At 39.5% G+C, this 14,762-nt stretch carries 12 protein-coding genes; 5 read left to right on the top strand and 7 right to left on the bottom strand.

Features of this window, described 5'->3' with window-relative positions:
* Positions 1–391: 391 nt before the first annotated feature.
* Positions 392–823, top strand: coding sequence for a hypothetical protein (locus tag HWQ44_RS13390; protein ID WP_292719225.1), 432 nt, complete (start codon positions 392–394; stop codon positions 821–823).
* Between the two features lie 127 nt (positions 824–950).
* On the opposite strand, the gene HWQ44_RS13385 is transcribed toward HWQ44_RS13390, so the two are convergent.
* Positions 951–4,232 carry a hypothetical protein gene (locus tag HWQ44_RS13385; RefSeq protein WP_292719223.1) on the bottom strand — a complete coding sequence of 1,094 codons (3,282 nt, stop codon included), beginning with the start codon at positions 4,230–4,232 and terminating at the stop codon, positions 951–953.
* 503 nt (positions 4,233–4,735) lie between these two features.
* On the opposite strand from HWQ44_RS13385, the gene HWQ44_RS13380 reads away from it, so the two are divergent.
* The 3 genes from HWQ44_RS13380 to HWQ44_RS13370 all read left to right on the top strand — a co-directional run bounded on the left by HWQ44_RS13380 (position 4,736) and on the right by HWQ44_RS13370 (position 7,929).
* The gene (locus tag HWQ44_RS13380) at positions 4,736–6,220 is read left to right on the top strand and encodes a HAMP domain-containing sensor histidine kinase (RefSeq protein ID WP_292719221.1); all 1,485 of its coding nucleotides are present in this window, start codon (positions 4,736–4,738) and stop codon (positions 6,218–6,220) included.
* Positions 6,221–6,426: 206 nt separating this feature from the next.
* Positions 6,427–6,915, top strand: a complete 489-nt coding sequence (locus HWQ44_RS13375) for a DUF2267 domain-containing protein (protein WP_292719219.1) — start codon at positions 6,427–6,429, stop codon at positions 6,913–6,915.
* 300 nt (positions 6,916–7,215) lie between these two features.
* Positions 7,216–7,929: a hypothetical protein gene (locus HWQ44_RS13370; RefSeq protein WP_292719217.1), complete on the top strand. Its 714-nt coding sequence runs from the start codon at positions 7,216–7,218 to the stop codon at positions 7,927–7,929.
* 120 nt (positions 7,930–8,049) lie between these two features.
* On the opposite strand, the gene HWQ44_RS13365 is transcribed toward HWQ44_RS13370, so the two are convergent.
* Positions 8,050–9,132: a tetratricopeptide repeat protein gene (locus HWQ44_RS13365; RefSeq protein ID WP_292719215.1), complete on the bottom strand. Its 1,083-nt coding sequence runs from the start codon at positions 9,130–9,132 to the stop codon at positions 8,050–8,052.
* Positions 9,133–9,233: 101 nt separating this feature from the next.
* Positions 9,234–9,860 (bottom strand): sigma-70 family RNA polymerase sigma factor, encoded by a 627-nt coding sequence (locus HWQ44_RS13360; RefSeq protein WP_292719213.1) that lies wholly within the window; start codon positions 9,858–9,860, stop codon positions 9,234–9,236.
* Positions 9,861–10,057: 197 nt separating this feature from the next.
* Between HWQ44_RS13360 and HWQ44_RS13355 the strand changes: the two genes are divergently transcribed.
* Positions 10,058–10,654, top strand: coding sequence for a glyoxalase-like domain protein (locus HWQ44_RS13355; protein ID WP_292719211.1), 597 nt, complete (start codon positions 10,058–10,060; stop codon positions 10,652–10,654).
* A gap of 341 nt (positions 10,655–10,995) precedes the next feature.
* On the opposite strand, the gene HWQ44_RS13350 is transcribed toward HWQ44_RS13355, so the two are convergent.
* The 4 genes from HWQ44_RS13350 to pstC form a co-directional block, all read right to left on the bottom strand.
* A complete protein-coding gene (locus HWQ44_RS13350; RefSeq protein ID WP_094339700.1) occupies positions 10,996–11,277 on the bottom strand; it encodes a hypothetical protein in 282 nt (93 codons plus the stop codon).
* Between the two features lie 727 nt (positions 11,278–12,004).
* The gene (gene pstB, locus HWQ44_RS13345) at positions 12,005–12,811 is read right to left on the bottom strand and encodes a phosphate ABC transporter ATP-binding protein PstB (RefSeq protein WP_292719208.1); all 807 of its coding nucleotides are present in this window, start codon (positions 12,809–12,811) and stop codon (positions 12,005–12,007) included.
* 58 nt (positions 12,812–12,869) lie between these two features.
* Entirely contained in the window at positions 12,870–13,751 is an 882-nt protein-coding gene (gene pstA / locus HWQ44_RS13340; RefSeq protein WP_292719206.1) for a phosphate ABC transporter permease PstA, read from the bottom strand.
* A gap of 19 nt (positions 13,752–13,770) precedes the next feature.
* Positions 13,771–14,721 (bottom strand): phosphate ABC transporter permease subunit PstC, encoded by a 951-nt coding sequence (gene pstC, locus HWQ44_RS13335; protein ID WP_292719204.1) that lies wholly within the window; start codon positions 14,719–14,721, stop codon positions 13,771–13,773.
* Between the last annotated feature and the right edge of the window lie 41 nt (positions 14,722–14,762).

The raw sequence follows: 14,762 nt of genomic DNA, 5'->3' as shown, positions 1-14,762 counted from the left end.
TTCTACTACTTAACTTTTCGTTACATAGCTGTAAATTTTTCCGCCCACCTACTTACAAAGATTAAATTTTTCCTTTAACCCCTGGATAAATCGAATCAAAGCATCAGTGATTGCCGCAACTCCTCATCATCCCTTTATATAACTTTAGTCATATCAATATAAACCCTGAAACACTTACTGAAAAATGGCTAAAGCACTTACGTAACAATACGAACCCTAAAAATGTCCATTTTTAACAAAATGCTCACACCAAGGGTTATATATTTTTATTTGCGAAAAGAAATTAAAAAAAGATTACACCCGCACTTTTGCTAGTGGAGGTTTAGTCTGCATTCCCAAGCAAAATCTGGGAACAAGCCTAAGGCGAAAAGCAGGAGGAGTTAATAAAATCATGAATAGTTTATCTAACAAATTATCTATAATTCTTCGGGGAAGTATCTGCCTATTCGGTTTCGTGAGTGCAGGAAACTTTTTAGCAGCGCCAGCAAATGCACAACAAGCTACTGCTCGTGGTGCTGTTAGTATTATTAGACCTTCTGGTACTTTTCTCAGTGTCAGTGGGGAGTTAATTTTACCTTCTGGCTCATACTTTGATGGTGGCGTAAAAATTGCACCTACCTATGGAGGGATAGCAGGTGGAAATCAGGAAACTATAACTAGTCTGACTATAACACCTGGAGTAGTTAAAACCACTACACTCTCTAGCCCAAACCCATTTATTAATACAGCAGTAAATTTATTAAATAACAGTACCTCGATTGAAGATATGACAGCCATAATCCGAGCCGGCACGGGTAGTAATGGCTTGGGTGCTTTAGATTAGACCGAACTTACAAATCGAAAGGTTTAGATTCCCGATTTCTCTAAAAAGTCGGGAATATTGTTGTTCACAAATGAAATAGAGACGCTACAATCCAACGTCTCTATTTTGGTGCCTTACATTAATACCATCAAAATCGATAACCACCTTGAAGCTTGAGGTCAAAACCATTTTCACCTGTACCAACTTGAGTTTCTATAAACACACTATTATCTGGAAAATTGTGCCTCATAATGAGTCCATAGTTGAAGCCAGAAACTCGGCTGCTTAAACCCAGATTATTAACACTATAATTTTTTAGATAAACGCCAGCAGAAAGATTTTTGCTGACTCTATGTAAACCCTGAAATTCAAAGAAAAATTCTTTTCCCATCTCTAGATTTGTTTTCAAATTCAAACCATGACTAGTACTAAATTCACTATTGAAAAGACCTAAAAATTCCCCATTGCTATTATTCTCAATAAAAGCGATACCAGGAGCTAAGGAGAAACCGAAATTTCTTTCTTGATGCTGATATAAATAACTTAAGTAAGTAGAAAAAGGATTATTTTTATTAGAGGCACTATTCCAGTCAAATTTCAAGTACGGTACGTAAGTATTAACAGCTACAGGCTTTTTGGCTGAATTTAACTGTACATCAGTTTTAATATAGTTAAGGAGTATATTAGTGTATATACCTACAGTTGGTTCTTCTATTCCTAAATTATTATTGGAAACACCTGGTGCCGAATTAGCATCTACATTAAACCACGTTCCTAAATTGGCACTATAGTTAAAATTTCCAGAAGAACCAGCTGCTAATAATTCAACTGTTGGTAAAGATAGATAACCGTTAAAGTTATTAAAACTAACACCTATTTTGTCAACTCTAGTGAGTTCCATGTAGTCGAATGCTAAATCAGCTGCTCGCACCTGGAGTGGTACTATTGTAGTATCTGATGAATTAAATTTTTGGACAAATTGTTGCCCTCGTGGGTTTGTCAAAATTATTTCTACAGCAGAGGATTCATTAATAGGATCAATAGCAGTATCATTCAAAGGAATTGGGATTCCAATGTAAGTCAGAGGCCCAAACTTTTCATTAGAGAGTCTGAGGTCAGAAAAAAATGTATCCCCTTCATCTAAAATAGAAATATTTCTTTCAAGAAACTGAACTGCTCGTTTGTGGTTTCCCGTTCTTACTTGCAAGATACTGGAGTTATTAGGAGTGATTTGACTAGGGAGTGTATAAGTTCCAGATACTTGCTCTAGTCCACTGGCTGCATTAGCATAGGATAAAGTGCGATTTAGCCTGTTATTGATTTGTCTTCTTTGTTCGGACGTAGCAGTTGTATTTAAAGGAATAAAACCTTCTCCATTTTTAAATTTCTGTTTAGCTTCTTCTAAACCTTGTTGAATATTATCAATTTTAATAGCTTCAAAAACTCCACCTAAGAGCAAACCTAATGTAGAATTTACTGATTGAATAGCATCGACACTAGTATCACTAAATTTAGCTGTTAAAGATAATCCTGGAGCAGCAAAAATATTAGAGTAAGTAGCTTTAACTGTAACTGGATCATATTGAATTAAGCTGCGATTATGAGGATGGCTAACATAAAATCTGTGCCAATCAGAACTTTCTTGAGTTTGAGATAGCGTCTCAAATTCAGGTTGTCTTTTTCCTAAAGATACCCACATTAAAGAGTTGAGGTAATGAAAGTCTTTCTCAGATTGAGTAAGAAAAGGATTGACTGCTACGTTTAACAAATCAAAGTTATCAAATTTTCCAAGTTGAGCAACCTTAATACCTGGAAGAGAAGAGATAGGAGCAGTAAAATCAAAACCTTTTCCTGTGAGAATATTTCCCCAGAAGATGCCAGCAGCTTCTAGAACGTTATTAGGAATAATTTCACCTTGTTGGAGTCTAACATTTCCACCATCTAGTAAAGGTTGTAAATTCGTCGTTGGAAAGCCTTGCAGAATTTTGGGAGCATTGATAGCATCTAAAGCTTGAAATAAAGCTTGTCCACCATTAACACTCAAAGTAGAGCCACTACCAATAATTGGAATAGGATTTTTGAGAACTGTGACGTTAGGATTGTTTACGTCAATCCCACTATTAATAGTAACTCTGCCAGCAGGTATACCTTCAGGATTTACCAATTGTCCTGCTATTGAAACTATAGAAAAATTCTCAGTACCAACTTCTCCAGCTAAATTCTGAAAATCTGTAGGTATGGCGAACAGAGTTTGCAATCCCCAAAATGCCTGCTGGGAGGTAACATTTTGGGTGATATAAGTATTAGTTTCTCTTCCTTGAAATAGGATACCAACTTGAGAGCCTTTAGTTTCAACTACTACTCTATTGTTATCGAGAACCCAATAAAACTGATCAGCCTTAGGAAATTTAGCATAAGTGAATTTATCAATAATCTGATTTTCTCCAGAAAATCTTACACTTATATTCGTATCTATATAATTTTCATTCTCATTTGGCTTAAATAATTCTGTAGAAAAAGTAAGATTATCTGTTGGGTTAACAATCCAAGGATATTTATTGGCACTGAAGGTGAGGGATTCAAGAATTATTTGTTTTTGTTTTACTTGTTGTTGTTTTTTTGAACTACGGAGTTTTTCTATTAGTATTTGTTGTGTTGATGTGTATGGTTTAGTTATATTTGGTTTAGTCTCTACTTCACCTTCATCAGGTGGCTTGGGAGGTTCTACTTTATATTCTTCAATTGGGATAACGTCAGCTATAGTGAATTCGGGTAATTGTTTGGTTTTATGTAAGTTAGAGTTAACTTCTTTTAAAGTTTGTTTTAATAGTGTTTTGCTTTGGGAGTTATCTACTGTATCTGACTTAAGTAAATTTTTATCATTAGCAGTTGCGTGATTTTCTCTAATTGAATCAATTCTGGTAAATTCGGCTAAATGTTTAGTTTTCTGTAAGTTGTAGTTAGCATCTCTTAAAGATTCTTTTAATAGTGATTGACTTTGAAATTTATCTATTTTATCTGAATTTAATAAATTGTTTTCTCCGATTAAATCAATTCTGGTAAATTCGGCTAAATGTTTAGTTTTCTGTAAGTTATAGGTAGCATGTTTTAAAGATTCTTTTAATAGAACTTGAGATTGATCTACTTTATCCGACTTTAGTAAATTATTATCAGTAGGAATTGGATTGTTTTCTCTAACTAAATCAATTTTAGTAATCTCGGATAAATCCTTGGTATCTTGTAAGTTAAAATCAGCATGGGTTAATTTTTTTTTCAGCCAGATATTACTTTTTGATTTACCTAAATTCTCTGAATTAAATAAATTATTATTACTAGCACTTTCATTATTCTCTGCAATTAGATCGATATTATTTTGACCATCAAGCCCTAAGGCGATCGCAGAAAATTGAACTAGAACTATTTTGAACAAAATTGTTGAAGATAAAAAGCACGATACAATTACTTTCAGATTTTTTTTGAATCTCATGAGTGAGATTCTTACAATTCTTCGAGTTGAAGTTTTACAGGTTTCCACAATAGAAATATGCTGTTTGGTAGATTCAAGAGTAAAAATCAAAATTAATTCAAAGTACTGAGGATTGGCTATTAGTTGCTTTAGCTGGCAAAACAAATTTCTGAGTATCAAATCTTGGTCATAATTTGATTTTCAAACCTCAGATTTTTTGCTGGTTTATTTAGATATATTCAACAATCCTTTCGGTTAATTCGATATAGATAGCCAAAGAAAACTGATTTTTTTATTCTGGCTGTAAAGAATAAAATAGGATTAAGCAGATTTACTGCAACAAGAGTGTAATTCTTGAGCAAAAATTAAACCTCAGCAAAATCACCAGAGCTATAAAAGTGAGCTAACTTTTAGCCGTATAAACACGTAATGTGGAGATATTAAGTCAAAAAAGTAGGTGACAAAATATGTTTCAGGCTACTCGCCGCCGTCTTGCAATTTGGTACACTGCGGTCACTGCTGTATTACTATTACTGTTTGCCAGTGGCGTTTATTTATACGTCCGCACTACATTGATTGAGCGGATTGATGATACCCTTAACCATGTAGTGGAAATAGTAGAGCGTTGCCTTACAACTAGCCCCTGTGCATCTACACTCATATTTGAGCCAATTAATGCTGATGTAGATAAATTTCGCATTAATCTAGAAGCCAGTTTTCGTGGCAATACCGACACCGTAGAAGATGACCACATCGATCTAGAATGGTTTAGTCCAACCGGTAAATTACTTTGGTCAACGTTATCCGAACCCCTAAATATTCCCATTCGTAACAACCGCACTGGTGAAACCGTGCGTGTAGTCAAGGGAGAGAGTGAAAATTCAAAATTCCTAACTCCCCATTACCCCTTATCCCCAGAGGGGGCCCCACCTTCCCCACTCTTATTGCGGCAAGTCACACAACGGGTGGAAGTGGGACGGCAGGTATTAGGATATCTGCGTGTTAGTCACCCCTGGTTTGAAGTGACTAAACCCAGTCGCCAGTTAATTTTTGATTTGGCGCTAGGTATTGGGTTAATGGTGCTTTCTGTAGGCGCAAGTGGCTGGTTTCTTTCGGGTAAAGCGATGGAACCTGTAGGTGAGTCTTACCAACGCCTCAAACAATTTACTGCTGATGCTTCACATGAACTTAGAAGTCCCATTACTTTGATTCAAACCAACGTGCAAGTTGCCCTGGCTGATTTAGATTTGGCTGAAGCAGAAGCGACTAATTCTTTGCAATATCGGCAACAGTTAAAGGTGGTGGAACGGTTAACGCAGCGTTTGGGTAAGTTAGTCAATGACTTACTGTTCTTAGCACGGCAGGATAGTGGTATTAGCAAAGATACTTTTTCACCTTGTCCCCTGGACGCTTTGCTGATGGAGGTAGTTGAAGAACAACAATTGTTAGTCCCTGAAAAAGAAATCGCTCTTTCTCTAAACTTAGTTGATCCTCCTGCCTGCGAAACTAGCCCCGAATTACTGGAAAATTGGTTTACCCTTGTGGGCAATTGGGATCAACTGTTGCGGCTATTCACAAATTTAATTGCTAATGCTTTGCATTACACTCCAGCAGGTGGACAGGTGAAAGTGGAATTGGTGCGGATAGAGGGAACAAGTCGTGTTTCTGGACTACGTTACACCAGTGCCCAGTTGCAAGTTAAAGTGAGTGATACCGGAGTTGGAATTCCAGCGTCAGCACTACCACGCTTGTTTGACCGCTTTTATCGGGTAGATCCGGCACGGACTCATCGGACTGGGAATACAGCTACAGCCAGCGCTACTGGTTCAGGATTGGGATTAGCGATCGCTCAAGCTATTGTCGAATATCATCAGGGTCATATTCAAGTTGAAAGTACCCAAGGCATTGGCACTACCTTTACAGTCACTTTACCAATAACTCTTGAGTCTTAATTTGGTAAGAAATATTTGTTTCCTGTGATAGATGTAGAAAAGTAAAGAAGTTTACTACTTTATATAACAACAGTTGCAATAATTAGCCATTTATTGGATTGCTACAGTTTGATATTTCTACTCTTTCTTTTTTGATTGAGTAGTCATACATCCTGATATTTTGTTTTGGCAAATATGCATCTACGAATAATATCTTGGAGGGTCAAATGGCAACTTCTTCCAGCGAGATCAAGGAAAAAGACATACCATTTTTAGAAAAAGTCAAGGCTCAAAGTGGTTTGCCAGATATTTACGATGCTAGGGACATCACTGAGGTAGTATTCCGGGTGATGCGCGACCTGATGACTACAGAAGCTGCTGACAGAGTTGAGGAGGAACTGCAAAAACCAGCCGAAATCAGCGATGATAAATCGCTGCAAATGGATATTGCAGACCTGTGGCACGATACAAATCCAATTGTCGGATTTTTAAGTCGGGTGCGTCCACCTTGGCAAGGCCCTGGCATCTTTAAAATTAATAGCGATCGCTTTTTATTTCGGGTGGCAAATGAAGGGGGAATGCCACCAAATGTAGAACGTGAACAGGTAGTTAAGGCGGTATTTTCTGCTACTAAAGACGAATTATCGCCAGAACGAATTCAGGAAATTGCTAGCTGGTTACCCGATCAAGTTCGCCAGCTTTGGGAAGATGCTTAAAGCTATTAAACTATCGTAGCTAAAATTCTTGGGTAATGAGTTATGAATTATTTTAAATTTATAACTCATTATTTTTTTTGGTTACTTTTGGGAATTATCACTAATGATTTAGCTTTTTAAGTCTGGAGAATTAAATAGTTATGTCTAATTTCAGATGATTTTCCAGCCTATGGTTAGATACAAAAAATATAAATACTTGGCAATATGTAATTTGATGAGAGGTTAAACTTAACTAAATTTGCTGGTTGTAATTTATTTAAAAAAAGAAAGATAGATGTTTTTTAGGAGTCAATAAGGAATATGAACTATCCAAAATTTCGCAAGTCTGCTGAGTTATTTGGCGTTATTTGTGGAGGATTACTGATTAGTATGCCAGCAATTCCTCAAGCAGTAGCACAAGAATCTACTCCCAAAATTAACCCTTGTCCGCGTATTTTCTACGAAGAACCACATAATAATCAGGTTGTAGTACCACAAGGATGTCCTCCCAACGCGCTAACACAAAGACTAGTGGCTCAAGGGCTTCTTCCCGTCCCTGCTACCCCATCACAAGAGCAAACAAACTTGGGTGTCGGCGGTGAAACTCCACAGCCAGGTGTCAGAGTACCAGTCCCGTCCTCTGGAGATCAAACTCAACAGCCCTCAACAGGGGCAGTTTCCACTGAGCAACCACCACTGCTACAACCACGGCAAACCCCCAGTGCTACGATCGCATTGGCAAATGGTACAGTTAATATCAAGTTGGTGAATGATACTGCGACTAATGTAACTTTCCAAGTAATTGGCGATACGGCACCGCGATCGCTAGCAGGTAAATCAGATGTGACATTGCAAGGTCTAAAGGCACCAGTAACGGTGACATTTGAACGAGAAGATGGCGGACAGTTGATAGTGACTCCCCAAGCTTCTTCAGAGCCAGGAAATTTGAATGTTACATTTAACGAAGCCACCAATGCAGCACAGGGTAGAAGTGCTATGAGAATTGAACCAAACGGTTCAGTGTTCTTGAATTAATCAAAGAGTTAGGAGTGAGGAGTTAGCAGTTAAACAACTCTTGAGTCCCAACTCTACTCCTGTTGGCACTAATTTTTAGCTGAAACCGACACAAGCCCCACGTCTCGTAACTCTTGACTCCTACTTCCGCTGAAGCATTTTAGTTATCTGATCCAGTAATTGCACTTCTTGCTTGCTGTCTTCCAATGTCCGCGCTAGTATAATCGCCCTTTCGTAAAAATTTCGGGCAGTTACGTAATTACCTTGTTGCTTATATAACTGAGCGTATGACTCAAAAGATTTTAATTCTTCCCGCAAATTTTGCAATTCTTTAGCGAGTGCTAAACGTTGCTCTAGTAAGTCAAAAGCTCGTTCGTAACGTCCTACAGCAGTGTGAACTGTAACTAAACCGTCAATTGCTCGTAATTCATTAGTGCGATCGCGATTAGTTTTAGCTGTCTGCATTGCTGCCCCATAAGTGGCAATGGTATCCTGATAATTTCCAGATGCTAGGTAGGCATCTCCTAAGTTATTCAAGGTATTTGCTTCACCGATGGCATCGCCAGTCTGACGGCGGAAAATTAAAGCATTTTCATAGAGTTTAATGGCCTTGTTGTAATCTCCCAACCTGGCACTTACCAAACCCAAATTACTCAAAGAGAGTCCTTCACCTTCAACATTTTTGACATTGTGAGCAATTGCGAGTGCATCTTCAACTGTTTTCCCAGCAGCAGCAGATTCTCCTTGTTGCAGCAAAAATGTACCTATATTATTCAGCACAAAAATCTGAGATTGGAAGTCTTTAGTATCACGAGCGATCGCTAATCCTCGTCTTAAAGCATCTTCCGCCTCTTTGAAACTACCTAGCTCCACATAAGCCTTAGCAAGCAAATTGTACGTCATCCCTTGGGCTTTCAGGTCACCAATTGAATGATATAGTTCCAGTGCCCGCAAGCAAGACGCAATTGTTTTATCGGCATATCCTGAAGCGTATTGTTGTTCACCGATACGCAGTAAACCGTCTGCTTCATCTCTTGATTGTCGCCCAACGGAACTATTTAAAGGGCGCTGGAGTTGTTGCGTAATATCAACCGCACCCGCTGCTATCGGACTCAGCAAAAAAATAAACAGTAAAAAGCAGTGCAAAAGTACCTGGGGGCGAGAAATCGCACCTACCCAAACTAAGCCTACCTTTTGCCTGGGAAATACAAGCCATTGTTTCATAAAAATTACCCGTAAAGTTGCGGGTTTAAGTAGAAGGTCTAAGAAGAAGTTTTAAGTTTTTAAATTGAAGACAGCCAATATACGCGTTTATACTTAAGTTATTATTGAGCAAAATCTTCCCCAAAGTATATGGCGCGGATATCTGTGGGTAATTTGTCCTCTAGCATACGATAGCCTTCCTGGAGAAAATTTGCTACTTCATTAGGAGCGATCGCTTCTCCTTCGGCTTGGAGATAGGCAGCGATTCTAGTCTCGCTCCAATGGAAAGTTTGAGCCATTAACACGATTAATCGCAAAACTGGTGGTAGTTGGTCTAACGCTTGTTCTACATAGCACCATAGTGGTGGCGAAGTCGCTTGGAGAGAATAATGAATTGCTTCTGTAGGTGGGAGTTTAATCTCGTTAATGCAGAAAGCTGTCATATTAATTAACCAATTTTGCATGGTTAAAGCTTCCTCGCCTGATTCAGAGTCGGTTAAATTTAGTCCCCCGAGTTCGTAATAGATATGTCGCCAGGTGAGGGCAAACAGATAATCTGCCTGCACAGGCGATCGCGCCGAATGCCGAATTAAGGTATAAACTATGGGGCTATAGCGGCAAAAAATCACCGTAAAGTACTTTCCGGCATCTGGATAGCGTTGAAACAGAGTCAGGAGTTCATGGTCACTGTGATGGAACAGCGACTTCACCAGAGGGTGATTAGCTTCGGAAAAATGAGGAATTTGCACAAGCCTTTGAGTTGATAGTTGTTAAAATAGTTTTGGGAATTGCAACTCCCGTAGTTAATCGCATAATATCTTGGTGTTGCTCAGTTTGTAGATAAGACTCAGACTACTTGAGTATTGATAAACTAGAAACAAAGACTTAATTTTAGTCTTAATCGACAATCATAAAATTGACTCCCTTATAGAATCCTTATTTGTTCATGGTTATAGCAGTTAGTGTGATATCGTTCCTGCTCAGTCCCCTTACTTTAGGCTCATTTCTGCCTTCCCTGCCCTTAGATAGCCTATTCTCCACCCAAGGCATTATGGTGATGCTGCTAGCAGCCTACGCTGGTGCCATGTGGATGTTTCTTACCAGTGCCCCAAAAGTACACACTGTAATGGTGTCAGATTTGGAGATTGCCCGACAGTTGTATGAAGGGCTGCTAGATTTGCCAGCAGCTGAGGTGCCATTGCACTACTACTACAACTACGAACAAACTATAGGCGCAACTGGCATTGATCCACTATATATGTCTACTGGGCCGAGCTTGTCTAGCAAAATGATGAATAACGCCAATGATGGGCTGTGGTATCAATTGAAGAAAAACACCCAGCTACACGTCATTACTGGCGCGAGTTTAGGTAGCAAAAATCAGCAACGCCATGTTTGTTTTGACCACGACTGCCTAGAAATGATTTTAATGCGAGTCGAAATGCGCGGTTTGAAATTGAAGATTCGCAACCAGAAGCCCCTGAACTTTTTAGTCAAGGACTATGAAGGGCGGGTTATTGAGGTGGCTGAAGTAGCGAATTAGTCGGTATATTTTAGATTATTTTAAGTTGGGTGGAGCGTAACTTGCCAAGCTAGGCATCGCTCTACCCAATATTTTTGAATTTTAGATTTGGGATTTACCCCGGCTTTGCTTCTAACTAATGTTCCATTTCCACTCAGGCTAAAATAGGTAAATCCCCTAACAATATATGATTTATAAACCAGCCGATATCTGAGAGAGTGCGCTGGACTACCGTCGACTTAAAGGGTGATGAATTGAGTTCACCCATACCCATATTGCCTAATTTTACTTGTGCGATGTCTACGACGGGCTACGCCTACGCACAATTATTTACTTAAGACAAATTGCGAATTACAAATTAGTTAACTGTGCTGTAAAAACTCAACTTTGGGTAATAACGGGTCAGTCACAATACCCACACCACTAAAGCCCCAACGCTTGAGCAAGTTTCCCAACTGTGTACGCGCAATAGATTCCACAGTAAAACGATTTGCTACTTCTGCTGCGTGGGTATTGAGATAGCTAAGGGCATCAAAGTTTTCCTGAAACAGCAATAAATAACCTGATGTTTCGGCGTCAGGACGAGCGATGAGATAATTACCGTCAGTTTTTGAGCGCACCAAGTAATAGACTTCGGATAGCATGGAGATGAAAATGGGGAGATGGGCAAGCAGAAGAGAATTTCTAATACCAATTCTATGTGAGGTTGCGCTTTATTCAGATAGGGATAATTCATCAATTGCCCTTAGGGACTGACAAATAAAAAAATACTCAACTACTTATTGTGGGGTAATTTATTTGTTGGAAGTCCCTTACAGCGTGTAGCTTTGCGTAAGTTTTATAGGCGCACCCTCAAAAATAATTGGTATAACTATTGACTATTAGACCTCTTGCACAATTATTTCATATTAAGATAGAAAGTTTTTAGCTTGTTTCAACTTCATCCCAAAACGGAGAGTTGAAAAGATAGCGGCTAACAAGAAATTGCCAAGTTACATGGGAATTGTCGCTTGCCAAAAAAGAAACCCAGAGGAGACAAGTTGACGAATGTTGATCAGCAGTACAATCGTTCCTTGGCTAGCCGTCGGGTTGTTTTGGAATATGTAAATTTACGGTAAGAAAGTTTTTCGGATTTTTAGTCAACGTTGTTGCAATTGTAGGAAAAGCTTTGGATTACGTTGTCGCTTAATTGCTGGGATTTATAATTATCACCTTCACAAAGCTAATCAAACTGAAATTTGTTAAGTTTGTGACCATACCACACTTTTTGCAGAAGGTTGACGAACAAATAAAAAAACTTGAGGATTATTGCACAGCTTTAGTTTTCGAGTATCCCTCATTCCTCTAACATCAACTGTGTGAAATCAATATTTATCCAAACTTGCCACTGACGTAATCTCGAGTATCTTCCTGCTTAGGATTGTTGAAAATTACTTCTGTAGCGTCAAACTCTACCATATAGCCGTTACGACCTCCTGTGTCTGAAGTCCGAACATTAAAAAACGCTGTTTTATCAGAAACACGCGCTGCTTGCTGCATGTTATGGGTGACAATGACAATAGTATATTGCTCTTTAAGTTCATGAATCAGTTCTTCGACCCGCAAGGTGGAAATGGGGTCAAGAGCGGAGCAAGGTTCATCCATTAGTATAATTTCCGGTTGGACTGCGATCGCACGAGCAATACATAACCGCTGTTGTTGTCCACCGGATAAAGACGAACCACTTTGGTGTAGTTTATCTTTGACTTCATCCCACAAAGCTGCTTTTCTGAGACTGCTTTCTACCAATTCATTCAAATCACCTCTATAGCCGTTGATTTTGGCTCCAAAAGTAATATTGTCATAAATTGATTTGGGAAACGGGTTTGGTCTTTGAAACACCATCCCAATTCTCCGACGGACTTCTACAGGATCGATGTCGGATGCATACAAGTTTTTATCGTAAAAAAGTATTTTACCTTCTGCCCGAAATGACTCAATCAGGTCATTCAGGCGGTTATAGCATCGCAACAACGTACTTTTACCACAACCAGAAGGGCCGATAAAGGCTGTCACCTGATTTTTCGGTATATCTAGCCAAATATTTTGTAAGGCTAAAAACTTGCCATAATAAACGTTGAGATTTTCGGTGCGTAAAACGGTTTCAGTGTCATTCACTGTGCTAATGTGAGCAGCCATAAATTAAGTTTAGTGTTAGTTTTAAGGATGGGGATCTGGACTGTAGATGATATGTTTACTAAGCTTTTTTGCGAGTTGCCCAGCGAGCGATGATACTCGTGATTAGAACCATCAATACCAAAATCAAAGAAGCTGCCCAAGCTAGTGACTGCCAATTTTTAAACGGAGAAATGGCATATTTGTAAACCAAGACAGCAAGGGAAGCTGTCGGTTGGAATAAGCTATCGGGCCAAAAGTTAGAAAACAGAGCAGTAAATAGTAAAGGTGCAGTTTCTCCAGATGCTCTAGCGATCGCTAGCGTTGCCCCAGTTACAATAGCTGGTAAAGCTGCTGGTAAAACTACTTGACTCACCGTTTGAAAGTTAGTCGCTCCCAACCCTACAGATGCTTGTCGCAAATCTTGCGATACTAACTGCAATGCTTCATCAGTAGTTCGCAGAATAATTGGCAACATCAAAATTGCCAGTGCAAACCCTCCAGCTAGAGCTGAATACGATCCTAAGTTCAACTTTACCATTGTCAAAACTACAATCCCATAGGCAAATACCCCAGCAATAATTGAGGGGACTCCACTAAGGACGTTAGCCGCAAAACGCACCCATCTAGCTACTCTCGCCGAACTAAATTCTGTGATGTAAATCGCCCCTAAAACTCCAAAGGGGATACTAATCAAGGCAGCAATTCCTACCATCAGCAGCGTGCCTAAAATGGCATTACCAAAGCCTCCTCCCTTTTGTAAGGCTTTGGGTGGCAGTTCCACAAACACGGCCAGATTCAGACTGCTAAAGCCTTTAATAATCACGTAAGAGAGTACTGCTAGCAAAGGTAAAAGTGCCAATACTCCGCAGGTAAACGCGACTACGGTCATCACTGTATTAAACAGTGTCCTCTGAGATGTAGGAGAGCGAGTTAAACTGCGCTCTGGAAAATTAGAAGTCATAATTTAACCCAAAACTAAGCTATATTCGCTTGACTCTCAGAACGATCAACTCTGCCAGAATATTGACCACTAGTGTCAAGAAAAATAGAATTAAAGCCGCATACATTAAAGCCGAAACTTGCAAACCACTAGCTTCTGAGAATTGATTTGCCAGTAGAGAAGAAATCGTATTGGCTGGTGCAAAAAGAGAGAGACTGATGTTGTTGGAGTTGCCAATTAACATCGTTACAGCCATTGTTTCTCCCATTGCGCGGCCAAGTCCCAACATCACAGCACTAACTATGCCCGAAAAGGCTGCTGGGATAAGAACTTGTAAAATTGTTTCCCAGCGGGTTGCTCCTAGTCCTATCGAGGCTTGGCGCAAACTGGGTGGTACAGAAATCAAGGCATCGCGGGATAAAGCTGTGATGATAGGCAAAGTCATAATCGCTAATATGACTCCCGCCGGCAACATTCCTGGCCCTGTAGGAGAAGTGCTAAAAAATGGCAGCCAGCCAAAGTAACCATTGAGCCATTTTCCCAGGCTGGTTAATATTGGCACCAAAACGAAAATACCCCACACGCCGTAGACAACGCTGGGAATAGCTGCCAGCAGTTCTACAGCAAAAACCAGTACCAGTTTCACTTTTGCAGGTAAAAAATCCTCGCTCAGTACAATCGCAGTACCAACACCAATTGGGACTGCTATCAGCAGACCAATAAAAGAACTCACGAGAGTTCCATAAATTTGAGGTAGAACCCCATAGGTATCATTAACCGGATTCCAAGTGGTATTGGCTAAAAAGCTGACACCAAACTGTTGGATGGCAGGCCAAGCACCAATTGCAACCTGCGAACCGATCCATAATAAAGTGCCAGCAACTCCAAAGGCAAAAATTTTAGTCAGCCAGATAAAACCGATATCTAGAGACTTTTCTGCGTCAGAGCGATTTTTTATCGCTGATGACAGATTTTGAGAATTTGTAGTCATGAATACCGACTTTAAAATTAAATCAGAGAAGAATGTAGGAG

The organism is Nostoc sp. JL34 (assembly GCF_017114945.1).
Taxonomy (GTDB): Bacteria; Cyanobacteriota; Cyanobacteriia; order Cyanobacteriales; family Nostocaceae; genus Nostoc.
Note: the sequence above shows the minus strand (reverse complement) of the source record. Positions and strands in the feature narration are given on the sequence as shown.